Origin of the sequence: Aliiroseovarius sp., from assembly GCF_030148435.1 — a bacterium.
Classification (GTDB): Bacteria; Pseudomonadota; Alphaproteobacteria; order Rhodobacterales; family Rhodobacteraceae; genus JASBTN01.
This window is the reverse complement of record NZ_JASBTN010000069.1, coordinates 39,335-60,664: the sequence shown is the minus strand read 5'-3', so window position 1 is coordinate 60,664 and position 21,330 is coordinate 39,335. Positions and strand designations below refer to the sequence as shown.

The 21,330-nt window shown below is 62.8% G+C and carries 27 protein-coding genes; 10 read left to right on the top strand and 17 right to left on the bottom strand.

Features of this window, described 5'->3' with window-relative positions; all coding sequences use genetic code 11:
• The 4 genes from rimP to pip all read right to left on the bottom strand — a co-directional run bounded on the left by rimP (position 1) and on the right by pip (position 3,135).
• Positions 1–585: a ribosome maturation factor RimP gene (gene rimP / locus Q1V43_RS12685; protein WP_300518519.1), complete on the bottom strand. Its 585-nt coding sequence runs from the start codon at positions 583–585 to the stop codon at positions 1–3.
• Between the two features lie 168 nt (positions 586–753).
• Positions 754–1,368 carry a class I SAM-dependent methyltransferase gene (locus tag Q1V43_RS12680; RefSeq protein ID WP_300518517.1) on the bottom strand — a complete coding sequence of 205 codons (615 nt, stop codon included), beginning with the start codon at positions 1,366–1,368 and terminating at the stop codon, positions 754–756.
• Positions 1,369–1,404: 36 nt separating this feature from the next.
• The gene (locus Q1V43_RS12675) at positions 1,405–2,040 is read right to left on the bottom strand and encodes a CDGSH iron-sulfur domain-containing protein (RefSeq protein ID WP_300518514.1); all 636 of its coding nucleotides are present in this window, start codon (positions 2,038–2,040) and stop codon (positions 1,405–1,407) included.
• A gap of 105 nt (positions 2,041–2,145) precedes the next feature.
• Positions 2,146–3,135 (bottom strand): prolyl aminopeptidase, encoded by a 990-nt coding sequence (pip, locus tag Q1V43_RS12670; RefSeq protein ID WP_300518512.1) that lies wholly within the window; start codon positions 3,133–3,135, stop codon positions 2,146–2,148.
• A gap of 50 nt (positions 3,136–3,185) precedes the next feature.
• Here pip and ubiG point away from each other — a divergent pair, with 50 nt between their 5' ends.
• Positions 3,186–3,926 carry a bifunctional 2-polyprenyl-6-hydroxyphenol methylase/3-demethylubiquinol 3-O-methyltransferase UbiG gene (ubiG, locus tag Q1V43_RS12665; protein ID WP_300518510.1) on the top strand — a complete coding sequence of 247 codons (741 nt, stop codon included), beginning with the start codon at positions 3,186–3,188 and terminating at the stop codon, positions 3,924–3,926.
• Between the two features lie 82 nt (positions 3,927–4,008).
• Here ubiG and Q1V43_RS12660 read toward each other — a convergent pair whose 3' ends face one another.
• Genes Q1V43_RS12660 through Q1V43_RS12645 form a run of 4 tightly spaced genes read right to left on the bottom strand, consistent with a single transcriptional unit; the run spans position 4,009 to position 6,273 of the window.
• Positions 4,009–4,455, bottom strand: a complete 447-nt coding sequence (locus Q1V43_RS12660) for a MarR family transcriptional regulator (protein WP_300518507.1) — start codon at positions 4,453–4,455, stop codon at positions 4,009–4,011.
• On the bottom strand, positions 4,456–5,274 hold the full coding sequence (locus Q1V43_RS12655) for a carbon-nitrogen hydrolase family protein (protein ID WP_300518504.1): 819 nt from the start codon (positions 5,272–5,274) through the stop codon (positions 4,456–4,458).
• The gene (gene grxC, locus Q1V43_RS12650) at positions 5,274–5,528 is read right to left on the bottom strand and encodes a glutaredoxin 3 (RefSeq protein WP_300518501.1); all 255 of its coding nucleotides are present in this window, start codon (positions 5,526–5,528) and stop codon (positions 5,274–5,276) included. The genes Q1V43_RS12655 and grxC overlap by 1 nt, the downstream gene beginning before the upstream one ends.
• A 28-nt stretch (positions 5,529–5,556) precedes the next feature.
• Complete coding sequence (locus Q1V43_RS12645; RefSeq protein ID WP_300518498.1) at positions 5,557–6,273, bottom strand: double zinc ribbon domain-containing protein; 717 nt, start codon at positions 6,271–6,273, stop codon at positions 5,557–5,559.
• 30 nt (positions 6,274–6,303) lie between these two features.
• Here Q1V43_RS12645 and Q1V43_RS12640 point away from each other — a divergent pair, with 30 nt between their 5' ends.
• Positions 6,304–7,122, top strand: a complete 819-nt coding sequence (locus Q1V43_RS12640; RefSeq protein WP_300518495.1) for a methyltransferase domain-containing protein — start codon at positions 6,304–6,306, stop codon at positions 7,120–7,122.
• Between the two features lie 54 nt (positions 7,123–7,176).
• Entirely contained in the window at positions 7,177–8,202 is a 1,026-nt protein-coding gene (hemH, locus tag Q1V43_RS12635; RefSeq protein ID WP_300518492.1) for a ferrochelatase, read from the top strand.
• A gap of 66 nt (positions 8,203–8,268) precedes the next feature.
• Here hemH and Q1V43_RS12630 read toward each other — a convergent pair whose 3' ends face one another.
• Positions 8,269–9,186, bottom strand: a complete 918-nt coding sequence (locus Q1V43_RS12630; RefSeq protein WP_300518489.1) for a hypothetical protein — start codon at positions 9,184–9,186, stop codon at positions 8,269–8,271.
• A gap of 92 nt (positions 9,187–9,278) precedes the next feature.
• Here Q1V43_RS12630 and hslV point away from each other — a divergent pair, with 92 nt between their 5' ends.
• The 3 genes from hslV to Q1V43_RS12615 are packed head-to-tail and all read left to right on the top strand — an operon-like array spanning position 9,279 to position 12,256.
• Complete coding sequence (gene hslV, locus Q1V43_RS12625) at positions 9,279–9,836, top strand: ATP-dependent protease subunit HslV (RefSeq protein WP_300518486.1); 558 nt, start codon at positions 9,279–9,281, stop codon at positions 9,834–9,836.
• Positions 9,833–11,137: an ATP-dependent protease ATPase subunit HslU gene (hslU, locus tag Q1V43_RS12620; protein WP_300518484.1), complete on the top strand. Its 1,305-nt coding sequence runs from the start codon at positions 9,833–9,835 to the stop codon at positions 11,135–11,137. The genes hslV and hslU overlap by 4 nt, the downstream gene beginning before the upstream one ends.
• A 51-nt stretch (positions 11,138–11,188) precedes the next feature.
• Entirely contained in the window at positions 11,189–12,256 is a 1,068-nt protein-coding gene (locus Q1V43_RS12615) for an alpha/beta fold hydrolase (RefSeq protein ID WP_300518481.1), read from the top strand.
• Here Q1V43_RS12615 and Q1V43_RS12610 read toward each other — a convergent pair.
• Genes Q1V43_RS12610 through Q1V43_RS12600 form a run of 3 tightly spaced genes read right to left on the bottom strand, consistent with a single transcriptional unit; the run spans position 12,253 to position 14,557 of the window.
• A complete protein-coding gene (locus Q1V43_RS12610) occupies positions 12,253–12,849 on the bottom strand; it encodes a Smr/MutS family protein (protein ID WP_300518478.1) in 597 nt (198 codons plus the stop codon). The genes Q1V43_RS12615 and Q1V43_RS12610 overlap by 4 nt on opposite strands.
• A gap of 16 nt (positions 12,850–12,865) precedes the next feature.
• Entirely contained in the window at positions 12,866–13,861 is a 996-nt protein-coding gene (locus Q1V43_RS12605) for a murein transglycosylase A (RefSeq protein ID WP_300518558.1), read from the bottom strand.
• Positions 13,862–13,894: 33 nt separating this feature from the next.
• A complete protein-coding gene (locus Q1V43_RS12600; RefSeq protein WP_300518475.1) occupies positions 13,895–14,557 on the bottom strand; it encodes a Tim44/TimA family putative adaptor protein in 663 nt (220 codons plus the stop codon).
• A gap of 104 nt (positions 14,558–14,661) precedes the next feature.
• Between Q1V43_RS12600 and Q1V43_RS12595 the strand changes: the two genes are divergently transcribed.
• Complete coding sequence (locus tag Q1V43_RS12595; RefSeq protein WP_300518473.1) at positions 14,662–15,165, top strand: FxsA family protein; 504 nt, start codon at positions 14,662–14,664, stop codon at positions 15,163–15,165.
• Here the strand turns inward: Q1V43_RS12595 and idi are convergent.
• Positions 15,145–15,666, bottom strand: a complete 522-nt coding sequence (idi, locus tag Q1V43_RS12590) for an isopentenyl-diphosphate delta-isomerase (protein WP_300518470.1) — start codon at positions 15,664–15,666, stop codon at positions 15,145–15,147. The two genes, Q1V43_RS12595 and idi, sit on opposite strands and share 21 nt — an antisense overlap.
• A gap of 124 nt (positions 15,667–15,790) precedes the next feature.
• Here idi and secB point away from each other — a divergent pair, with 124 nt between their 5' ends.
• A complete protein-coding gene (gene secB / locus Q1V43_RS12585; protein ID WP_300518467.1) occupies positions 15,791–16,288 on the top strand; it encodes a protein-export chaperone SecB in 498 nt (165 codons plus the stop codon).
• Between the two features lie 9 nt (positions 16,289–16,297).
• On the opposite strand, the gene dnaQ is transcribed toward secB, so the two are convergent.
• Genes dnaQ through Q1V43_RS12565 form a run of 4 tightly spaced genes read right to left on the bottom strand, consistent with a single transcriptional unit; the run spans position 16,298 to position 19,046 of the window.
• A complete protein-coding gene (gene dnaQ, locus Q1V43_RS12580; protein ID WP_300518465.1) occupies positions 16,298–17,026 on the bottom strand; it encodes a DNA polymerase III subunit epsilon in 729 nt (242 codons plus the stop codon).
• On the bottom strand, positions 17,019–17,618 hold the full coding sequence (coaE, locus tag Q1V43_RS12575; protein WP_300518463.1) for a dephospho-CoA kinase: 600 nt from the start codon (positions 17,616–17,618) through the stop codon (positions 17,019–17,021). The genes dnaQ and coaE overlap by 8 nt, the downstream gene beginning before the upstream one ends.
• On the bottom strand, positions 17,611–18,450 hold the full coding sequence (locus Q1V43_RS12570; protein ID WP_300518460.1) for a shikimate dehydrogenase: 840 nt from the start codon (positions 18,448–18,450) through the stop codon (positions 17,611–17,613). The genes coaE and Q1V43_RS12570 overlap by 8 nt, the downstream gene beginning before the upstream one ends.
• On the bottom strand, positions 18,447–19,046 hold the full coding sequence (locus Q1V43_RS12565) for a Maf family protein (protein ID WP_300518458.1): 600 nt from the start codon (positions 19,044–19,046) through the stop codon (positions 18,447–18,449). The genes Q1V43_RS12570 and Q1V43_RS12565 overlap by 4 nt, the downstream gene beginning before the upstream one ends.
• 411 nt (positions 19,047–19,457) lie before the next feature.
• On the opposite strand from Q1V43_RS12565, the gene Q1V43_RS12560 reads away from it, so the two are divergent.
• Positions 19,458–19,907 (top strand): CopD family protein, encoded by a 450-nt coding sequence (locus Q1V43_RS12560; protein WP_300518456.1) that lies wholly within the window; start codon positions 19,458–19,460, stop codon positions 19,905–19,907.
• A 142-nt stretch (positions 19,908–20,049) separates the two neighbouring features.
• Positions 20,050–21,321 (top strand): transcription termination factor Rho, encoded by a 1,272-nt coding sequence (gene rho / locus Q1V43_RS12555; RefSeq protein WP_300518453.1) that lies wholly within the window; start codon positions 20,050–20,052, stop codon positions 21,319–21,321.
• Positions 21,322–21,330: the final 9 nt, after the last annotated feature.

Sequence of the window (21,330 nt, the reverse complement as noted above, 5' to 3'; positions counted from 1 at the left end):
TCAGTCCTCCTCGGAACCGGTGATTTCCTGAATTTCGTCAAATTGCGTTTCGTCGATCTGCCCCGCCGCCTTGCGCTGGCGCAGCATCTCGGTGATCAGCTCGTCGGTCATGACCAGCTTGGCCTCGGCCAGAAGGTCGAAGGTCAGGCCGATGGTCACGGCCTCGCCCTGGTTGTCGATCTCGATCAGCACCTCGTCACCCTCGGTGCCGGCAAGCGTGCCCTTGAAGCGCTTGCGCCCGTCGATCAGCTCGGCGGTTTCGAGCTTGGCGACATAGCCGCTCCAGTCGTCGAAATCCTTGAACCGCGTCAGCGGGCGGTCGATTCCGGGCGAGGAGACCTCGAGGTTGTAATTATCCTCAATCGGGTCCTCGACGTCCAGCGTGGCCGAAACGGCGGTGTTGATCTCGGCCAGATCATCGACCTCGATCCCGCCCTCGGGTTTCTCGGCCATGATCTGAAGCGTGGGCGTATTGCCACCCATCAGGCGCAGGCGCACCAGCTCATACCCCATGCCCTCGATCACGGGGCGCAGAATATCGGCCAGCTTGCGGTCAATGGCGGCTTTGGCAACCAGGTCGGTCATGTGTCTTGCAGGCCTTGTATTGGGCACAAAAAAACGGGCCAGCGGCCCGTCGGTGTTTCCGGTGAGGCTCCGGGTGTGGACCCCAGCGCCTTCGCTGTTGATTGGTCATATAGAGAGGAAAAGGGGCGGATGCAAGGGGGATGGGTGATTCCTCTTTGCAAGACGGGACTACCCGGATTTGCGGGCAACCAGGAACAGGGCCTTCATCGACCCTTTCGGCTGCCAGTCCTCGATGATCTCGAACCCGTGAGACACCAGCATCCCGCGCAGATCATCTTCGGTGAACCAGCTCAGCGCCGGGAGTTTGCCCAGCGCGTGGCCAACCCGGACGATGGGTTTGAGCCACCAGGCATAACCCAGACAACTGGTCGAACTAACGAAGAGCCCGCCGGGTTTCAGGCTGGTGTGCACTTTGGCGATGCTGGCCGGCGGGTCGGGCAGCAGATGCAGAATCGAATGAGCCTGGATCATGTCGAGGCTTTCCGGTGCGATCTCCAGCGTATCGAAATCGGCAACCTCGAACCCAACCCGCTCGGCCCCGTCCTTGGCGCGGGCAATGCGGATCATCTCGGGCGAGATATCGACGGCGCGGTAGCTGGCCACGTGGGGCGCGTGATGCAGCGCGGTGGTGCCGGTGCCGCAGGCGAACTCCAGCACATTCATGTCGGGTCGCATATGGGCCCGGGTCCGGTTCAGCTTGTATTCATAGGACGCCATGTCGCCAACGGCTCGCCTGGCGTATTTCGGGGCAATCTTGTCCCAGAAACGGGTGGCATCGGTCATGAAAATCCCTCGCGGCAACTCTCCAGCCATATGGGGTCAGTCGCCGCTTTTCCAACCCGCATCCCGGTGGGAACCATCGCAGAAGGGTTTGTTGCCCGACAGGCCGCAGCGGCAGAGCACATATTTGTTGGCGCTCTGCCCGTCGCCCGTTGGAAATTCGGGCGGCGCGACACCCTGCACCCAATAGGGGCCGTTGGGTTCGACCGTGACCTCGGCCCGCGCCGTGACGCGGTGATCGGGGGCACCATCCGCCCCACGGAAGCTGAGCGCACCAGAGGGGCAGGCGGCCATGACCTCGGCCAGATCTTCCACGTTGCCCTTGTCGGGCTGGACCCAGGGTTTCTGCGCCGGGTTGAAGATATGACCGGCCAGCCGGCCGCATTCAGCGGCGTGGCTGCACAGCATGGGATTGTAGAAAACCGTCGCCTCCGCGCCTTCATAGGCGATCAGCCGGTCGCGTCCGGCCGGGGTGGTTTTCGCGTCCGAGAACCCGTCCTTGTGGGAACCGTCACAGAAGGGTTTGTTGCCGGAGCGCCCGCAGCGACAGAGCGCCATGACCGGTTTGCAGGCCACAGGCTGCCCGTCGGCACCGGTCATCCGCGTCACGCCGCGCACCATCAGCGGGCCGTTTTCGCGCGCTTCGATTTTCGGGGCAATCTTGTCGTCTGTCATGGCTTACCTCCCGGGTTGGCTGACTCCAGTCTGGACGGGAGGAGCCCCCCACTCAAGCGGCAGCGGCGCACAGGCCGCCCGCATTCGCGCACGGTTGCGTGAAGATTATAGCCCAAGGGTCGCGCGCTGCCGTGCCAATCGGTTCATCGTGCGCACCAATTCGGCGGCAATGCCGGGCTCGGACAGGGCGTGACCGGCCTTGGGCACCATGCGGAACTCCGAGGTGGGCCAGGATTTGTGCAGCGCCCAGGCCGTGTGGGGGGGGCAGATCATATCGTGACGCCCCTGCACGATCGTACCGGGCACATGGGCGATCGCGCGCATGTTGTCGAGGACCTGCTGGCTGTCATCCAGAAAGACACGATTGACGAAATAGTGGTTTTCAAGCCGCGCAAAGGCGCGCGCATATTCCGCCGGGCTGTCGATCATGGCGCCATTGCCTTCGATCGAGGCCAACGCGTTTTCCCAGCCTGCCCAGGCCTTGGCATAGGCGGTTTCCTCGACCCGGTCGCCGCTGAACAGCCGCCGGTGATAGGCGGCGATGAGGTCATCATGCTCCTCTTGCGGGATCAGATCCGTGAACCGGGCCCAGAGTTCGGGAAAGAACCTGCCCGCACCGCCGCCATAGAACCAGTCAAGCTCGCCTTGCGTGCCCAGAAAGACCCCGCGCAGCACCAGCCAGGCGACCCGATCCGCATGGGTCTGGGCATAGATCAGTGAAAGCGTCGCGCCCCAGCTGCCGCCAAAGACAATCCAGCGATCCACGCCCACGGCCGCGCGAATCCTTTCGATATCGGCCACCAGATCCCAGGTCGTGTTCGCCTCGACACTGGCATGGGGCCGCGACCGGCCGCAGCCGCGCTGATCGAAAAGGATGATATGATACTTGTCCGGGTCGAAAAACCGCCGCATCGCCGGGGAACAGCCGCCACCCGGCCCGCCGTGCAACACCACCACCGGCATGCCGACCGGGTTGCCGCATTGCTCGTAATAGACCTTGTGACCGTCGCCCACATCCAGCATACGCCGGGCGAAGGGTTCGATGCGCGGGAATAATTCCGCGTCTGCGCTGTTTTTTCCTGCGGCCTTGTCCATAATATCTCTATATAACGCGCCCGAAACACCCGCCATCAGAAAGAAGACGCATGCAAACCACCGTCGACCCCGCCGAAGTCGCCAAGTTCGAGGCCATGGCAGCAGAATGGTGGGATCCCACAGGAAAATTCAAGCCCTTGCATATGATGAATCCGGTCCGGCTGGATTACATTACCGCGCAGATCGCCGCCGAGTTCGCCCGGGTCCTGTCGGATGACCAACCCTTTGGCGGGTTGCGGCTCCTGGACATTGGCTGCGGCGGCGGGCTGTTGTCGGAGCCGATGGCCCGGCTGGGGGCCGATGTGATCGGTGCCGATGCGGCCGAGGGAAATATCAAGACGGCTTCGGTCCATGCCGATCAGATGGGGCTGGAGATCGATTATCGCTGCACCATGGCCGAGGCGCTGGTTGCCGAGGGTGAACAGTTCGACGTGGTCCTGGCGATGGAGATCGTCGAACATGTTGCCGACCCGCAGGCCTTCCTGAGTGCCTGCCAGCAGCTGGTCAAACCCGGCGGGCTGTTTCTCTGTTCGACCATCAACCGCAATCCGAAAAGCTTTGCGGTCGCCATTGTCGGGGCGGAGCATATCATGCGTTGGCTGCCCAAGGGCACGCATGAATGGTCGAAATTCATCACGCCGGACGAGTTGCAGACCATGATCGGCATGGCGGGGTTGGAGAATGTGGACCGCAAGGGGTTCGTATTCAACCCGCTCACCTGGAGCTGGTCGATCTCGGACCGGGATCTGTCGGTGAACTATGTCACGGCGGCGGTGAAACCGCGGGGGTAGAGCTCCCGGCACCCGGTTGCGCCTTCGGATTGCCGCCCGTTGGGCCGGGGCGGATTCCGGGCGCCCCGGGAGGCTTTGGCCCTTACTCCAGGTCGCTCAGCATCAGCCGCATCTCGCGCAGCACGGGCAGGGCCTGGCGTACGCGGTCCGGGCCGATACGGATAACCATGTTGGCAATGATCGGCGTGATTGCCTGCAAAGCCGCATCGCGCGCGGCCCGTCCGGCGGGCGAGATCGTGACAAACTTGCGCCTCGCGTCATCCCAGTCGGGGCGGATATGTACATGCCCCGCCCATTCCAGCTTGCTCAGCGTATTGGTCATCGCCCCGCGGGTGACGTGAAAGGCCTTGGCCAGCTGGGCCGGGCTTTTTTCCTCCCCGGACCGCGCCAGGTGATTGAGCACCGAGAAGTGGCTGAGCTCCATCCCTTTGGGGAGCGCCTTGGTCAGGCGGCTCTTGGCCAGCTGATCGGCCATGAACATCTCGGAAAACAGCGCTACGGAAAGGCTGTCGATGGGATCGTCGGACATTCAGGGGCCTTCGAATTCTCGGTCATGGGTCAGGGACGGTACGCGCCTGCGTGACTTATCCACGTCCGAGAGGTCGAAATCAACCAGGGTGACGCCAGGCTCGTCGCCACCGTCGGCCAGGATCTCGCCCCAGGGGGAGACCACCAGGCTGTGACCATGGGTTGCCCGGCTGGGTCCGTGTTGCCCGCATTGGGCTGGCGCGAGGACGAAACACCCGGTCTCGATCGCGCGGGCACGCAACAGGCTTTCCCAATGCGCCGTGCCGGTGACGGGGGAAAAGGCCGAGGGCACGGTCAGGATCCGGGCGCCACCCTGGGCCAGGCGGCGATACAGATGCGCAAACCGCATGTCGTAACAGATCGTCATGCCGACAGTGGCAAAATCGGTGCGCGTCAGCACCGCGCGGTCCCCAGGGCGATAGCCGGCACTTTCGCGGTAGCTTTCCGTCTCGCTGATTTCCACATCGAACATGTGGATCTTGTCATAGCGCGCGGTGATATCCCCGCGCGGGCTGACCATGAAAGAGCGATTGGCAAACCGCCCGTCCGGGTCATGGGTCTTGAGCGCTAGAGACCCGATCAGCAGCCAGACGCCCAGCGCCCTGGCCTCGGCGCAGAGCGCAGCAAGGGTCGGGTCGTCTTCCTCGTGATGCAGCACCCGTTCCTGGTGCTTGCGGCTGGTCGATACGATGTTTGTTACCTCGGGGGTCAGCACGAAGCCGGCCCCCCCGGCGGCGGCCTCGCGCATCAGCTCAAGCGTGCCCGGCAGGTTCGCCGCCGGGTCATCGCTCGCGGTAATCTGGACCAGCCCTGCGCGCATCAAGCCGCCAGCAGCGGGTCAAGCTTGCCGGACCGCTCCAGGTCATAAAGGTCGTCGCAGCCGCCGACATGGGTCTCGCCCACGAAAATCTGCGGCACGGTGTGACGCCCGGCGCGGGCCATCATTTCCTGACGCCTGTCAGGATTCATGGCGACGTCGATCTCGTCGAAATTCACGCCCTTCTGGGTCAGAAGGCGTTTTGCGGCGTGGCAAAAGCCGCAGAGCTGGGTGGTGTAGATGGTCACGGATTTCATCACGCTTGTCCTTTCGGTTCCGCCCTATTTAGGCATCCTTTACCACGCGCGCCAGTGTGATGACATCAATGTCGCGGGCCCCTGCTGCCCGTGCGGCCCTGGCCGTGGCCGTCAGCGTCGCGCCGGAGGTCATCACGTCGTCAACCAGAAGCACCTTGCGCCCCGCAAGGCGTGATCCCCGTTTCGGGTGCGGCTCGATCGCACCGTCCATGTTGGCAAAACGGGCCGCATTGCCCATGCGGTCATGGGGCAGCGTGCGACGCGGGCGGATCAACAGATCCGGGGCAAACTCAAGCCGCGCCTCGGTGGCCAGCACCTTGGCCAGCACGGCCGCCTGATTGTAGCGGCGCTTCATCAGCCGGGTCCAATGCACCGGAACCGGCACCACCAGAACCTCCGGGTCCAGGATCGGCGTGAGCGCCCGGGCCATCCAGACCCCCGCGGGCCGGGCCAGATCCAGACGATCGCCATGTTTCAGCGCCATCACCAGCCGCCGCGCATTGTCCTTGTAGATCAGCGCAGATCGCCCACGCCCCCAGGGCCGTTCGTCCGGCATGCAATCGTCACAGAGCACGCGGGTGCCGTCCTCCTCCCCCGGAAGCGGCGTTCCGCAGCAGTCACAAACCAGCCCCGCGATAAAGGGGGTCTTGCCCCAGCAGGGGCCGCAGAGGCCGAACTCCGCCTCGACCGGATCACCACAGGTCACACATTGCGGCGGAAACAGCAGTTTCAGCGGAGATTGCATTCCCTGCCCTCGTGGTTATGGTCCGCGCCCATGACAGAGACGCCCCCGATCCTGACCGACCTCACCCAACTTGCCCGCAACCGCGCCCGTGCGCGCGACGAGGGCATGTTCCTGCAACGTGAAGCCGCCTTCGAGGTGCAGGATCGCCTGTCAGAGGTTAACAGGACGTTTACCAAACCCGCCGTCGTCGCGGGTTTTCCGGAAATTTGGGCGGAATTCTTCCCCGAGGCGGTGATCGTGCCCGATGTCGAGGTTCTGGCACTGGAGCCCGGCGCCCATGACCTGGTGATTCACGGGCTGTCACTGCACTGGGCCAATGATCCGGTCGGGCAGCTCATTCAAAGCCACCGCGCGCTGAGGCCGGACGGGCTTTTCATGGGGGTCATGTTCGGCGGGCAGACCCTGCACCAGCTGCGCGCCGCGCTGGCCGAAGCCGAGAGCGCACAGATGGGCGGGCTGTCGCCGCGCGTGGCCCCAATGGGGGAAATCCGTGATCTGGGCGCGCTTTTGCAACGGGCCGGATTTGCCTTGCCGGTGGCGGACAGTTCCCTGCGCAACGTCACCTATTCCGATGCGCTTGCACTGATGCGCGATCTGCGCGCAATGGGAGAGGGCAACGCGCTGGCCCAGCGCCTGCGCCGCCCTGTGCCGCGCGGGCTTTTTTCTGAGACCGCCGCGCGCTACGCCGCCACATTCGGACAGGACGGGCGCATCCCGGCGACCTTCGAGCTCATATTCCTGACCGGCTGGGCTCCGCATGAGAGCCAGCAGAAACCGTTGCGCCCGGGCTCGGCCGTACAACGGCTGGCTGATGCGCTGGGTACAAAAGAGGGCAAACTGCCCGATTGACCCGCCGGGAAAAGCCGCTATCTCAGACGGAACCGCGCCAGACAGGACAGACCCATGGACAAGCCCGCCAATCACCCGACGATCAAACCCCGCAAGGTGGGTGTGCTGATTGCCAACCTGGGCACGCCGGATGCGACGGACTACTGGTCCATGCGCCGCTATCTGAACGAGTTCCTGTCGGACAGGCGGGTGATCGATTATCCGGCCTGGAAATGGCAGCCTTTGTTGCAGGGCATCATCCTGACCAAGCGGCCCTTTACCTCGGGTGCGGCCTACAGGACGATCTGGAACGAAGAGCGGAACGAAAGCCCGCTGATGACCATTACCCGCGACCAGACCGACAAGCTGCGCACCGCGCTGGAGGCGCGTTACGGCGACCGGGTCGAGGTCGATTTCTGCATGCGCTACGGCAACCCCTCAACCCCTGCGAAACTGCGCGAGATGGTCGAAAAGGGCTGTGATAGGGTCTTGTTCTTCCCGCTCTATCCACAATATGCGGGCGCGACCTCCGGCACGGCCAATGACCAGTTCTTTCGTGCGCTGATGGCCGAGAAAGCCCAGCCTGCCGCGCGCACCGTACCCGCCTATTTCGATGATGATGCCTATCTGGACGCGCTGGCCGATAGTGTGAAACGCGCCTATGCGGAAATGGCCGAGAAACCGGATATCCTGGTCGTCTCCTACCACGGCATGCCGATCCGCTACCTGGAAGAGGGCGACCCGTACCATTGCCAATGCCAGAAACAGACCCGCCTGTTGAAAGAGCGTCTGGGCTGGGTGGATACGGACATCACCACCACCTTTCAGTCGGTGTTTGGAACCGAGGAATGGCTGAAACCCTATACGGTCGAAGAGGTCGCGCGCCTCGCCAGGGCCGGCAAGAAGAGGATCGCGGTGATCGCGCCCGCCTTCTCTGCCGATTGCATCGAGACGCTGGAGGAGATCAACGAAGAGATCCGGGAAAGCTTCGAGGAAGCGGGCGGTGAGAGCTTTACCTATATCCCCTGCCTGAACGACGGTGACGCGCATATCGAGGCGCTGGCGGGCATCGCGGCGCGGGAACTGTCTGGCTGGCTTTAGGCTGAAGACGTTGGGGGGCCAGCCCCCCAAACCCCCCGGGATATTTGTGGAAAGATGAAAGGGAGGTCAGACGTCCCAGCCGCGCTTTTGCAGGGCTGTGATGATCTGTTGATCCGCATCCGGAACATCCGCTTTGATTGAATTCTGGTGAATGAACCAATGCAGGTATTGGTCAAAGGCGGGCGTGGCTGATTTGACCTCGGACAAGGCTCTATCCCGGCCCAACTCGGCCACGTTCAACATCTGGTGGTGAAAATCAATCTGGCCGAACAGCACCGCGGGCTTGTGAAAGAAGAAGCCGGACAGCGCGGCGGTGGAGTTCTGCGTGACCACGTAGTCGCAACATTGCAGCGCTTCGATCATGCCGCCGGTCTGCAGAGTCACGCGCGGGTCGGCGTCCGCAATCTTCTGCACGGCCTCGCGTTCGGCCGCGGAATAGTCTTCCCCCGGATGCAGCCCCAGCAGGATCGGCTTGTCCGTCGCGGCTTGCACGGTGCGGATCATTTCCATCGGGCTCATGGTCTGAAACGAGCGGCGTTCCATCAGCCGCCCCTGCAAAGGCAGGTAGACCGGACCATCCCGGGTCACGCCTTCCAGCCCTTTCTGCTTGAACAGCCAGTTGCGCCAGTTGCTTGCCCAGTTTTGCGCCTGAACAGGGTCTGTTTCGTCAGGATCGAAGTGCTTTCTTGCCACCTCGAACTCCCAGCGCTGGCCCGTGGCCTCGATCCGCCAATAGGGGTAATAATAGGCCTTGCGCAGGGTCAGCGCGCGACCGTGCAGCGGATCGTCCATCAAAAACAGCGCATATCCACGCCGGGCGGCGGAGGTGAGGCGCTCCACCTCGCTGTTTTCGCGCCATTCCACCCGAAACCCGCGCGGCTCCAGGGCTTCGCGAATGCGGGTCAGAATGCCGAATTCCCCGTTGCGCGCCTGTTTCAGCGGAATGGGGTCCAGATAGACGCGCAGGATCTTCGGTTGGGCCATGGGCGCAGGCTATCCGCACCGTGTGGAACAGGCAAACGCTTGTGCCGCGCCGCCCACATGTCCATATAGCCTTGGACGAATGGAGGCATGACATGGCAGACAGCGAATTTCCCGGCTGGCACGGCACCACAATCATCGGTGTGCGCAAAGGGGGCGAAGTGGTGGTCGCGGGCGACGGGCAGGTCAGCCTGGGCCAGACCGTGATCAAGGGCACCGCGCGCAAGGTGCGCCGGCTGAGCCCGGGCGGGTATGATGTGGTCTGCGGCTTTGCCGGATCGACCGCGGATGCCTTTACCCTGCTGGAACGGCTGGAAGCCAAGCTGGAGGCAACCCCGGGCCAGTTGCAGCGCGCCGCCGTCGAACTTGCCAAGGACTGGCGGACCGACAAGTACCTGCAAAAGCTCGAAGCGATGCTGATCGTGACCGATGGCGCGGACCTGTATGTGATCACCGGCGCGGGCGACGTGCTGGAGCCGGAGCATGACATTGCCGCGATCGGTTCTGGCGGGAACTTTGCCCTGGCCGCCGCGCGCGGCCTGATGGAGGCCGGTGGCGACGCCGAGACCATTGCCCGAAGCGCGATGGCAATCGCCGCCGATATCTGCGTCTACACCAACGGCAACCTGACCGTGGAGAAGATTTCGAAATGACCGACCTGACCCCCCGCGAGATCGTATCCGAGCTGGATCGTTTCATCATCGGCCAGAAGGACGCCAAGCGCGCCGTGGCCGTGGCGCTGCGCAACCGCTGGCGGCGCAAGCAGCTGTCCTCGGACCTGCGTGACGAGGTCTATCCGAAGAACATCCTGATGATCGGCCCCACCGGGGTCGGCAAGACCGAGATTTCGCGCCGTCTGGCCAAGCTGGCCCGCGCCCCCTTCATCAAGGTCGAGGCGACCAAGTTCACCGAGGTCGGCTATGTCGGGCGGGACGTGGAACAGATCGTGCGCGATCTGCTGGATGCCGCGATCCTGCAAACCCGCGAGCACATGCGCGAGGACGTGAAAGCCCGTGCCGAGGCGCAGGCCGAAGATCGCGTGATCGAGGCCATTGCCGGCAGTGACGCCCGCGACGCCACGCGCGAGATGTTTCGCAAGAAACTGCGCACCGGTGAGCTGGATGACACCATCATCGAGCTGGACGTCGCCGACCATTCGAACCCGATGGGCGCAATGGAAATCCCCGGCCAGCCGGGCATGGGCGGCATGATGAACCTGGGTGACATCTTCGGCAAGGCTTTTGGCCAGCGCACCGTGCGCAAGAAGATGACCGTGCGCGACAGCTATGACGTGCTGATCGCGGATGAGGCGGACAAGCTCCTGGATGAAGAAGCCGTGACCAAGACCGCGCTGGAAGCGGTCGAGCAGAACGGGATCGTCTTTCTGGACGAGATCGACAAGGTTTGCGCCCGCCAGGAAGCACGCGGCGGGGATGTCAGCCGCGAGGGCGTGCAGCGTGACCTGCTGCCCCTGATCGAGGGCACCACCGTCAGCACCAAACATGGCCCGGTGAAAACCGACCATATCCTGTTCATCGCGTCGGGCGCTTTTCACATTGCCAAACCCTCGGACCTGCTGCCCGAACTGCAGGGCCGCCTGCCGATCCGGGTCGAACTGCGCGCGCTGACCGAAGGCGACTTCGTGCGCATCCTGACCGAGACCGACAATGCTCTGACCCGTCAATACACCGCGCTGATGGGCACCGAAGAGGTGGTTGTCGGCTTTACCGAGGACGGCATCGCGGCGCTGGCCAAGATCGCTGCCGAGGTGAACCAGAGCGTGGAAAACATCGGCGCGCGGCGGCTTTACACGGTGATGGAGAGGGTGTTCGAGGAATTGTCCTTCACGGCCCCTGACCGGTCCGGCGAAGAGATCACAGTTGACGCGGATTTCGTACAGAAGAACCTGGGCGAACTGATGCAATCGGCGGACATGAGCCGCTACGTGCTCTAGGCAGGGGCGCGGGTTCACGCTATCGCTTGGGGGACCATCAAAGAGTTCCCCATGCGTCGCGTTCTGTTTCTTGTTCTTCTGCTTGCCGCCTGTGCCCCGCGCGGGATGATTACCTATCTTCCCGGCGACGGCGGCACGTTGCGCAGCTTCCTGGTCGGCACCACCCGCGGTTTCAGCGAAGACGGTCGCCCGACCTCCGAACGCCATCAACAGTTGCGGTTCGGGCGGCTTGATATCTCGATCCCGGACGAACACGAAATCGGACAGATAGAATGGCCGCGCGGCAAACCGGACCCGTCCAGGCATTTCCTGACCCGGGATTTCGCCGAGTATGACAGGCAGGTATTCCGTACCGAAGTGCGGCGGGAAATGGCCCGGCGCCCGGCCGAGAACCAGAGCGTGGCGCTTTTCGTGCATGGCTACAACAACACCTTTGCCGAGGGCATGTATCGCTTTGCCCAGGTGGTGCATGACACGGGCATGCCCGAGGTGGCGGTGCATTATTCCTGGCCCAGCGCGGGCAACCCGTTGGGCTACGGATATGATCGAGATTCAATGCTGTTTGCCCGCGACGGGTTGGAACAGATGATGACCGAAATCGCGGCGGCTGGCGGCAAGATCACCCTGGTCGGTCATTCCATGGGGTCGCTCCTGATCATGGAGACCCTGCGCCAGATCGCCATTCGTGACCGTTCTTTCATCGATCGCCATATCGAGGGGGTGATCCTGATCTCGCCGGATGTGGATATCGAGCTGTTCCGCCAGCAGGCCCAGCGCATTGGCGAGCTGCCGCAGCCCTTCGTGATCTTCAGCTCAAGCCAGGACAGGATCCTGCGTCTTTCGGCGTCCCTGACCGGACGGCGGGACCGTTTGGGCAATATCGAAGACGTCCGGGAACTGGCGGAGCTGAAAGTCACCGTGCTGGATGTGTCCGCCTTCGACGACGCCGAAAGCAGTCACAACACCGCGCTGGCCTCGCCCAGCTTCCTGCGGCTTGTGAATTCGATCCCGGCACTGGATCGTGGCTTCGCGGACGACCGGGCGGGGAACATCGGGCTGTTGCCGGGCACGGTTCTGATGGTGCAGAACGTGACCAATGTGGTGATCGCGCCGAATTAACCCTTGCGACGGCGCAGGTAGACGTAATAGGCACCGCCGCCGCCGTGTTTCAGATGCGCTTCGGAAATCTGCAACACGTGGGGCTTCAGGGGCATGGTATTCAGCCAATGTGGCACCTGATGGCGCAGCACTCCGTGGCGCACCGGGATCGGGCCGCCTTCGTCCTTCTTCTTGCCCTTGCCGGTGATGACCAGGACCAGACGGAAGTTGCGCGCCACCGCGCGCAGGATAAAGCCTGTCAGCTCGGGGTGCGCCTCGGCAATGGTCATCCCGTGCAGGTCGATCCGCGCTTCGGGGGCCAGCCGGCCTTTCCTCATCTTGCCGAAGGTCTTGCGGTCCATCTGCACCGGGTGGCGGGCGATCTGGTCGGCAATGGCGGGGGCGATGTCATGCGGGCGGGCGTGGCCCTTGGCCGCTTGACCCACGCGGAACTGCGGATGCTGGATCCTGACCGGCCGGGCGGGGTTTGCCGGTGGTTTGGCGAGCTTTTCGACAGGATCGACCCGGGCCGGATGCAGGCGTTCATCCTTTGATGTCGCCTTTTGCCACAGCTCCCGTTCTGCGGGGCTCAGATGTCTGGGTTTGCGCGCCATGTTCTGCCCTCAACCCTCAGCCTTCCGGCTTCAGCGCATAGGCGCGCTGGATCGGCAGCAGCACGATCATGCGGCCGGGGTCCGAGATCCTGGCGGCCTCGATCCCGGCCAGATCGCCGGTCCCCATGAAGATATCCGCCCGCTGTGCCCCCTTGATGCGCGAGCCGGTATCCTGCGCAATCATCAGGCGATTGAACGGGTTGGCGCCTTGTTTCTCCAGCCAGATCGGAGCCCCCAGCGGGGTGAAGGCCGGGTCCACCGCCAGGCTGCGCCGGGCGGTGATCGACCGGTTCATCGCACCGATCGGCCCCTCGCTTGCGGGCACCCTGCCCAGTTCACGGAAAAAGACATAATTGGCGTTGTGCCAGCGCAGCGCGCGCCCCTGTTCGGGATTGCGCCTGACCCAGGACTGGATCACCTGCGCCGAGACCTGGTGGCGATTGTAGATGCCCAGCGCAACCAGCCGATCGCCCAGTGAGCGGAAGCGATGCCCGTTGGATCCGCCATATCCCAGCCGGATCGAACTGCCGTCGGGCAGGCGGATGCGGCCGGAGCCCTGGATTTGCAGGAATTGCAGCTCGACCGGATCTTCGACCCAGGCAATTTCCAGCCCGCGGCCCTGCAACACCCCGCCTTCCTCGATTTCGCGCCGGGTGTAGGACACATCACCCGGCGGTTTGCGATAGACCGGGTAACGGTAGCGCGCATCGGGACGGCGGGCGCCGCGCAGTTCGGGCTCGTAATAGGCGGTGAACAGCGGCGCGTTGTCGTCTTCGATCAGAACCGGGCGAAAGAAGAGTTCGAAGAACATGCGCCCATCGGATTGCGTTTCGGCCAGGGCGCAGATCGGCGCCCAGTCCACGTGATCGAATTGCCGGCAGGTGTCCAGAAAGACCTGAAGCCCGGCCTGGTGGTCATCCTCGGCCCAGCCGTCAAGCTGATCGAAGGTGAGGATCGTGACCCGGGCCTCGCCCAGCCCCGCATGGAGCGGGGAGACCGAGGCGGCCGCCAGGGCCAGCGCGGCTACCAGGCGGAGCGCCACGGGTCAGCCCCCTGTCGCGACCAGCTGCCAGTTCGGGTTGTCGGAGCCCATGCTGCGGGCAAAGGTCCAGACATCCTTCTGGCGTTTGACCTCGTTGGGATTTCCCTCGATGATCTCGCCTGCCTTGTCGCGCACCACGAGGGTCTGTTCGCCGACGAAACGCACGGTCACTTCGCCCTCGCGTGAATTCGCGTCGAACTCGGCATCGACCAGTTTCAGCTCGCGCAGACCGACGAAATTGGCCTCGATGTTCAGGCCGCGGCTGTTGCGATCTTCGACCACGCCCGCAAAGCTTTCATAGACCTCGTCCGACAGGAACGGTTTGATCCGCGCCAGGTCGCCGTTTTCAAACCCCATCAGGATCATTTCATAGGCGCCCCGGGCACCGCCCAGGAACTCACCGACGCTGAAGCTCGGCTCGGCCTGTTTCATCTGGGCCAGGGCGCGTCCGCTATCGCTTTCCGGATCCACATGGTCGGCGATGTCGGCATCCGGCCCGCCGTCGATCACCTGCAGGTCGTCACGTGTCATGCGCTTTTCGTCCGGTTGGCGTGTCACCTGCGGCTTTTCGAACCCCTCGCGCGTGCCCAGCACGTCGCGCAGGCGCAGGATCAGAAACAGGGCAATTCCGGCCAGAACCAGAAGCTGGATGATGCCGTTACTCATGGATGCTCCTTTGTTGGCGCGTTTGAAACATTCGCGCATGCCCCTTATGTAGGTGACGCAAAGGGCCAAGTCCACCACGGCCCCGATCAAGAAACGAGGATCACATGTGGCTTTTTGCACTGTTTGTCGCCGTCCCGCTGATTGAGATCGCGCTGTTCATCCAGGTTGGCGGTGCGATCGGCCTGTGGCCGACCCTGGGAGTCGTCGTGGTGACGGCCATTCTGGGCACCACGCTGGTGCGCGCGCAGGGGATGCGGGCGCTGGCGGATCTGCAGAACAGTTTCAACCAGTTGAACAATCCGACCGAGCCGCTGGCCCACGGGGCGATGATCCTGTTTTCCGGCGCGCTTCTGTTGACGCCGGGCTTTTTTACCGACGCGGTCGGCTTTGCCCTTCTGGTGCCGGGTGTGCGCCGCGCGGTCATGCGTTACGTCGCGGCGCGCGTAAAGGTGCAGAGCTTTACCATGGGCATGCAGGGGAATGCGCAGGACAGCCGTCACCATCCGTCCGGGGAGGACGTTATCGACGGTGATTTCACCGATGTGACGCCGCAAAAGCGCCCCACCCCTCCGGGCGTAGATGGCCCGTCAGGCTGGACCAAACACTGATCCTCTGTGCTCGGCCAGATAGATGCGCAGCCACGGCGTGAACTTCTCAGGCGTGGCGGCAACTTCGGCCTCAAGCTCTTGCAACGGGATCCAGCGGGTGGCCTGAACCTCATCCGGGTTCAGGTGCAGCGCGGGGCGTTGCGCAAGCGTGGCCAGGAACAGGTCGACGACCTCATGTTCCACCATGTCGCCGCCGACCGCAGCGCGGTATTCGATGCGATCTTTCCAGACCGGATCGACACCGGTCAGACCCAGCTCTTCCTCCAACCGGCGAATGGCACAGACGCGCGGATCCTCATCCCAATGCGGATGCGTACAGCAGGTGTTCGCCCAGAGCCCCGGCGTATGGTACTTGCCCACCGCGCGCTGCTGGATCAGCACCGCGCCTTCGTGCACCACAAAGACCGACACGGCCTTGTGGCGCAGCCCGTCCAGATGGGCCGCCAGTTTCTCGACAGGTTGCAGGGTGCCGTCCACCCAGGCGGGGATCAAATCACTCATGGTCTGGACATATCCGCTCGGACAGGCGACGAAAAGCCCCCGACTTGACCCAAGTCGTTGAGGCCCCGCCACGGACCTGCTAAGCACACCCCCGACCAAAGTTCACACGCAGGAGATTTCCGCAATGGCCGACGAAGCCGCCCCGCAGCAACCGCAACAACCCGTTCCGCCCAAGATGCAGGTGCTGGGCCAGTTCATCCGTGACATGTCGTTTGAAAACGTCCTGGCCCAGAAGGGTGTGCAGGGCGAAGTGCAGCCTGACATCAATGTCGAGGTTTCGCTGGACGCCAAGAAGCGCTCGACCGAGCACCAGTACGAAGTGACCACCAAGTTCACCGTCAGCTCGAAGAACAAGGCCAGCGGTGATCAGCTGTTCCTGCTGGAGCTGGAATATGGCGGCATCTTCCACATCGAGAACGTGCCGGAAGACCAGATGCACCCGTTCCTGCTGATCGAATGCCCACGCATGCTGTTTCCCTTCGTGCGCCGCATCGTATCCGATATCACAAGCGATGGAGGCTTCCCGCCGCTGAACCTGGACACGGTCGATTTTCTGGCGCTGTACCGCCGCGAAATCCAGCGCCGCGCGACCGCCGAGAAGGAAGGCCAGCCGGTTAGCTAACGCGCTGGCCTAGCTGAATTTTTTCCAAATCGCGCCGTCGCCCAAGCCGTCAACGAATTCGGCATGGGCGGCGGCTTCTTCGTCTGTAATCCGCGACGGCAATGCCTCGGGTCGTGGGCGCGCGCGCCAATCTTCCCCGGCCGCGCCCCCACCTACGCCGGACATGACGTTCAGCACCAGCCCGGGCTGACGTCCACCGATCATTTCCAGATAGACTTCCGCCAGGATTTCCGAGTCCAGAAGCGCGCCGTGCAGGGTTCGGTTCGCGTTGTCGATCCCGTACCGGCGGCAGAGCCCGTCCAGCGTGTTCTGCGCCCCGGGGAACTTGGCGCGCGCCATTTCCAGCGTATCCAGCGCCTGGGACATGGGCAGTTCCGGCAGGCCCATGCGTTTCCATTCCCAGTTCAGGAATTTCATGTCGAAGGGCGCGTTGTGGATCACCAACCTCGCGTCTCCGACAAAGTCATGGAAATCCTTGCCGACCTGGGCGAAGAGCGGCTTGTCACGCAGGGTCACGGCGCCGGGTTCGACCGGCTGCGGAGGTTCCAGGATGTCGGGCCCGATTCCATGCACCTTGAAAGCGCCCTCGGGCATCGAGCGTTCGGGATTGATATACTGGTGATAGGTCCGACCGGTCGGCATGTGGTTGATCAGCTCGATCCCGCCGATCTCGACAATGCGGTCGCCGGTGAACGGGTCGAAACCGGTGGTTTCCGTATCCATCACGATCTCACGCATTGGCGAGGGTCTCCTTCACATGGGCGATCACCTCGGCCACCGCGTTGCGCGCGCCGTCAAGGGTCTCGGTCGGGACGATCACATCCGCATTGGCGCGTTTGACCGCGTCGGGCATCTGTTTTTCCAGGATTGCCGTGAACTGTTCCTCGCTCATCGTGCCACGGGCCAGCACGCGTTCGCGTTGCAGCTCCGGCGGGGCCGAGACGACGACGACCAGGTCGACCTGATCTGCTGCGCCGATCTCGAACAAGAGAGGCATATCAAGCAAAACGATGGGGCTGTCGGTGGTTTTCAAAAACTTCGCGCGGTCTTCAGCGACCAGGGGATGTACGACCTTTTCCATTTGTTTCAAGGCGGTAGCATCGCGCATCATCCAGTCTTTCAACCGGTCTCGATCCACGCCGCCATCCACGATCGCTTCCGGGCAAATTGCCCGGATCGGCTCAACCGCCGCGCCGCCGGGGGCATAGATCCGATGCACGGCGGCATCCGCATCCCAGGTGGGAATGCCCGCCTCGGCAAACATCGCCGCGGTGGTGGATTTGCCCATGCCGATCGAACCGGTGAGACCAATGAGATAGGGATCAGCCATCGCCCAACACCGCTTTTCTGAGGTCATCCGTCACCTCGGGCCGCGTGCCGAACCAGCGTTCAAAGCCGGGCACCGCCTGATGCAGCAGCATGCCCAGACCATCAACAGTAACGCAGCCGGCTTCGGCCGCCTTTTGTAAAAGCGGTGTAATCAGAGGGGTATAGACAATGTCAGTCACCACGGCGCCGGGCGTCAACCCATCCAGCGGCACGCGAAACTCCTTGCCGCCGGTCATGCCCAGAGAGGTCGTGTTGATCACCGTCGCCGCACCATCAACCAGATTGGCGGCCTGCACCCAATCGAACACGGTGATCTTGGTCCCGAATTCATGGCGCAGCTCATCGGCGCGGGCGCGGGTACGGTTGGTGAGGCGGATCTCCTCGACCCCGACTTCGATCAGCGAGGCAAGGATCGCGCGCGACGCACCGCCAGCGCCGAAAACCACCGCATGGCCCGCCTTGGGGTTCCAGCCCGGCGCCCCCTGGCGCAGGTTCTGGATGAAACCATACCCGTCGGTGTTGTCGGCGAGAATCTTGCCATCATTGAGGAAAATCAAGGTGTTGGCAGCCCCTATCAGCGCCGCGCGGTCGGTCACGACATCGGCGAGTTTCAGCACTGCTTCCTTGTGCGGGATCGTCACGTTGCAGCCGGCAAAGCCCATCCTGGGCATGGTGCGAATGACGTCCTCCAAATCCTCCGGCGCCACGCGCAGCGGGATGTAGTGGCCCGGCAAATCCATGGTCTTCAACCAATGCCCATGCAGGCGCGGCGACAGGGAATGTTCCACGGGATCGCCAATGACACCAGCCAGAGGGATGCGCTTTTCACTCATATTTTCAAGTCCTTACGCGTAATCAGATAGGAGATGATCTCCATCAGGGGCAGGCCCAGAACGTTGAAGTAATCGCCGTCTATGCGCGAGAAAAGGCGAATGCCTTCTTCCTCGAGCTTGTAGGCGCCGACCGCCCAGCGGATACTGTCCCAGTTGCGATGAACATAGTCGGTGACATAGCCGGGGGACAACTCCCGCATGGTCAGGCGCACGGTGCCTACGTGACGCCAGATCGGCTTGCCGTCGTGGCAGATCACCGCCGCCGACAGCAGCCGGTGGGTCTGGCCGGACAGGCGGGTCAGCTGCGCAATCGCCTCCTCCGGGCTCTCAGGCTTGGACAGGATGTCACGGTCGACGTCGGCCACCTGATCGCATCCCAGAACCAGAGAAACAGGAGTTTTTCGACTTATTTTCAACGCCTTGGCCTCGGCCAGCGCATCCGCCACATCGCGCGGTCCGGCGCCGTCCGCCTCCAGCGCCCTTCGGATCATCTCTTCATCCACCCGGGCGGGCTTGACCTCGACCGCGATCCCGGCATTCTTGAGCAACTGCGCGCGGATTTCCGAAGCGGAGGCCAGGATGATCTGTTGCGCCATGTTCACAACCCTGTGGATATTTGCGGTTTGTTCCGGGGGCCTGTTGGTGGGCAAATCGTACCCCCCGCCGAGCCTGTGAATATCTCCCCGAGTCCCTAACGCAAATTCCCGGGTCGATCCACCGTGGAAGGTTTAAACTTTGCAACGCGGGAAAACCGGGTTGTTTAACATTTGCCCCGGCGGTTATCCCCGAAGTTTAACATCTTTAAAGCCTTGAAATGACACCGAAGCTGCCCTTTTCCCCGCAGAAATCCACAGCGCAAGACCACCCCGGAGAACACTGGGGACAAATCAATAATCCCCGTTGTCCACAGGCCCTATCCAAATCATCATCTTTTTCTTTCTTTCTTTTATTTTATATGGAAGGTCCGAGAGGGTTCGCCCAGAACACCCCGAGCAAAGGCTGAGAACATGCAAGACGTCCTGATCACGTTCTACAATTTCGCGAAAGCGATGCATATCGTCAGTGTGATCGCCTGGATGGCCGGCCTGTTCTACCTGCCGCGCCTGTTCGTCTACCACGTCGAAGTTGTGGGAACGGGCAATGAGACCGACACGTTGTTCCAGACCATGGAACGGCGGCTGCTGAAGGCGATCATGAACCCTGCGATGATCTCGACCTGGATTTTCGGTCTCGTCCTTGTTCTGACACCGGGCATTGTCGGCTGGGACATGGTCTGGCCCTGGACCAAGGGGTTGAGCGTGATCGCCATGACCTGGTTTCACATGTGGCTTGCGGCACGGCGCAAGGAGTTCGTTGCGGGCACCAACACGCTCACAGGACGCCGTTACCGCGTGATGAACGAGGTTCCGACGCTGTTGATGCTGGTGATCGTCTTTTCGGTGATCTACAAGTTCTGACGCGCCCTGTGTGGCCTCTGGTGCCACATGCGTTGACTCACGCGGGCCATCTGCTTAGATAGCCGTCAAGCAGGCCGTCCGGCCGTACGCTGTTTCCCGGAACAGAACACAAGACCGCGCTGAACAGCGCGTGGAGTATTTCATGTCACAAGACCGTCTGAACCTTGCCGAGCTCAAGGCCCGCAGCCCCAAAGACCTGGTGGCGATGGCCGAGGATCTGGAAATCGAAAACGCCTCGACCATGCGCAAGGGAGAGCTGATGTTCTCGATCCTGCGCGAGCGGGCGGATGACGAATGGGTCATCGGCGGCGATGGCGTGCTGGAAGTGCTGCAGGACGGTTTCGGCTTCCTGCGCTCGCCCGAGGCGAACTACCTGCCGGGCCCCGACGACATCTATGTTTCGCCCGACATGATCCGCCAGTTCTCGCTGCGCACCGGGGACACGATCGAAGGGATCATATCCGCGCCCGGCGACAACGAGAGCTATTTCGCGATCACCCTGGTTGAGAAAATCAACTTCGCCGACCCGGCCGAGGCCAAGCACAAGGTGGCGTTCGACAACCTGACGCCGCTCTACCCGGATGAGCGGCTGAAGATGGAGATCGAGGATCCGACCATCAAGGATCGCTCTGCGCGTATCATCGACCTGGTGGCGCCGATCGGCAAGGGTCAGCGGTCGCTGATCGTGGCCCCGCCGCGGACCGGCAAGACGGTCCTGTTGCAGAACATCGCCCATTCGATCGAGGCGAACCACCCGGAATGCTATCTGATCGTGCTCTTGATCGACGAACGCCCCGAGGAAGTCACCGACATGCAGCGGTCCGTGAAAGGGGAGGTGGTCAGCTCGACCTTCGATGAGCCCGCCTCGCGCCACGTGGCTGTGTCCGAGATGGTGATCGAAAAGGCCAAGCGGCTGGTCGAACACAAGCGCGACGTGGTGATCTTGCTGGATTCGATCACCCGTCTGGGCCGTGCCTTCAACACCACGGTGCCCAGCTCGGGCAAGGTGCTGACCGGTGGTGTCGATGCCAACGCCCTGCAACGGCCGAAACGGTTCTTCGGTGCGGCGCGCAACATCGAGGAAGGCGGCTCGCTGACCATCATTGCCACAGCGCTGATCGACACCGGGTCGCGCATGGACGAGGTCATCTTCGAAGAGTTCAAGGGCACCGGCAACTCCGAGATCGTGCTGGACCGCAAGGTCGCCGACAAGCGCGTCTTCCCGGCGATGGATATTCTCAAGTCCGGCACCCGGAAAGAGGATCTGCTGGTCGAGAGCAGGGACTTGCAGAAGACCTATGTTCTGCGCCGCATCCTGAACCCGATGGGCACCACGGATGCGATCGAATTCCTGATCTCGAAGCTGAAACAGACCAAGACGAACGGCGACTTCTTCGACTCGATGAACGCATAAACCTTCTAT

Excerpts from the sequence above, each read along its gene's own strand:
- rimP (WP_300518519.1), bottom strand. The coding sequence starts at position 585 with ATGACCGACCTGGTTGCCAAAGCCGCCATTGACCGCAAGCTGGCCGAT.
- Q1V43_RS12680 (WP_300518517.1), bottom strand. The coding sequence starts at position 1,368 with ATGACCGATGCCACCCGTTTCTGGGACAAGATTGCCCCGAAATACGCC.
- Q1V43_RS12675 (WP_300518514.1), bottom strand. The coding sequence starts at position 2,040 with ATGACAGACGACAAGATTGCCCCGAAAATCGAAGCGCGCGAAAACGGC.
- pip (WP_300518512.1), bottom strand. The coding sequence starts at position 3,135 with ATGGACAAGGCCGCAGGAAAAAACAGCGCAGACGCGGAATTATTCCCG.
- ubiG (WP_300518510.1), top strand. The coding sequence starts at position 3,186 with ATGCAAACCACCGTCGACCCCGCCGAAGTCGCCAAGTTCGAGGCCATG.
- Q1V43_RS12660 (WP_300518507.1), bottom strand. The coding sequence starts at position 4,455 with ATGTCCGACGATCCCATCGACAGCCTTTCCGTAGCGCTGTTTTCCGAG.
- Q1V43_RS12655 (WP_300518504.1), bottom strand. The coding sequence starts at position 5,274 with ATGCGCGCAGGGCTGGTCCAGATTACCGCGAGCGATGACCCGGCGGCG.
- grxC (WP_300518501.1), bottom strand. The coding sequence starts at position 5,528 with ATGAAATCCGTGACCATCTACACCACCCAGCTCTGCGGCTTTTGCCAC.
- Q1V43_RS12645 (WP_300518498.1), bottom strand. The coding sequence starts at position 6,273 with ATGCAATCTCCGCTGAAACTGCTGTTTCCGCCGCAATGTGTGACCTGT.
- Q1V43_RS12640 (WP_300518495.1), top strand. The coding sequence starts at position 6,304 with ATGACAGAGACGCCCCCGATCCTGACCGACCTCACCCAACTTGCCCGC.
- hemH (WP_300518492.1), top strand. The coding sequence starts at position 7,177 with ATGGACAAGCCCGCCAATCACCCGACGATCAAACCCCGCAAGGTGGGT.
- Q1V43_RS12630 (WP_300518489.1), bottom strand. The coding sequence starts at position 9,186 with ATGGCCCAACCGAAGATCCTGCGCGTCTATCTGGACCCCATTCCGCTG.
- hslV (WP_300518486.1), top strand. The coding sequence starts at position 9,279 with ATGGCAGACAGCGAATTTCCCGGCTGGCACGGCACCACAATCATCGGT.
- hslU (WP_300518484.1), top strand. The coding sequence starts at position 9,833 with ATGACCGACCTGACCCCCCGCGAGATCGTATCCGAGCTGGATCGTTTC.
- Q1V43_RS12615 (WP_300518481.1), top strand. The coding sequence starts at position 11,189 with ATGCGTCGCGTTCTGTTTCTTGTTCTTCTGCTTGCCGCCTGTGCCCCG.
- Q1V43_RS12610 (WP_300518478.1), bottom strand. The coding sequence starts at position 12,849 with ATGGCGCGCAAACCCAGACATCTGAGCCCCGCAGAACGGGAGCTGTGG.
- Q1V43_RS12600 (WP_300518475.1), bottom strand. The coding sequence starts at position 14,557 with ATGAGTAACGGCATCATCCAGCTTCTGGTTCTGGCCGGAATTGCCCTG.
- Q1V43_RS12595 (WP_300518473.1), top strand. The coding sequence starts at position 14,662 with ATGTGGCTTTTTGCACTGTTTGTCGCCGTCCCGCTGATTGAGATCGCG.
- idi (WP_300518470.1), bottom strand. The coding sequence starts at position 15,666 with ATGAGTGATTTGATCCCCGCCTGGGTGGACGGCACCCTGCAACCTGTC.
- secB (WP_300518467.1), top strand. The coding sequence starts at position 15,791 with ATGGCCGACGAAGCCGCCCCGCAGCAACCGCAACAACCCGTTCCGCCC.
- dnaQ (WP_300518465.1), bottom strand. The coding sequence starts at position 17,026 with ATGCGTGAGATCGTGATGGATACGGAAACCACCGGTTTCGACCCGTTC.
- coaE (WP_300518463.1), bottom strand. The coding sequence starts at position 17,618 with ATGGCTGATCCCTATCTCATTGGTCTCACCGGTTCGATCGGCATGGGC.
- Q1V43_RS12570 (WP_300518460.1), bottom strand. The coding sequence starts at position 18,450 with ATGAGTGAAAAGCGCATCCCTCTGGCTGGTGTCATTGGCGATCCCGTG.
- Q1V43_RS12565 (WP_300518458.1), bottom strand. The coding sequence starts at position 19,046 with ATGGCGCAACAGATCATCCTGGCCTCCGCTTCGGAAATCCGCGCGCAG.
- Q1V43_RS12560 (WP_300518456.1), top strand. The coding sequence starts at position 19,458 with ATGCAAGACGTCCTGATCACGTTCTACAATTTCGCGAAAGCGATGCAT.
- rho (WP_300518453.1), top strand. The coding sequence starts at position 20,050 with ATGTCACAAGACCGTCTGAACCTTGCCGAGCTCAAGGCCCGCAGCCCC.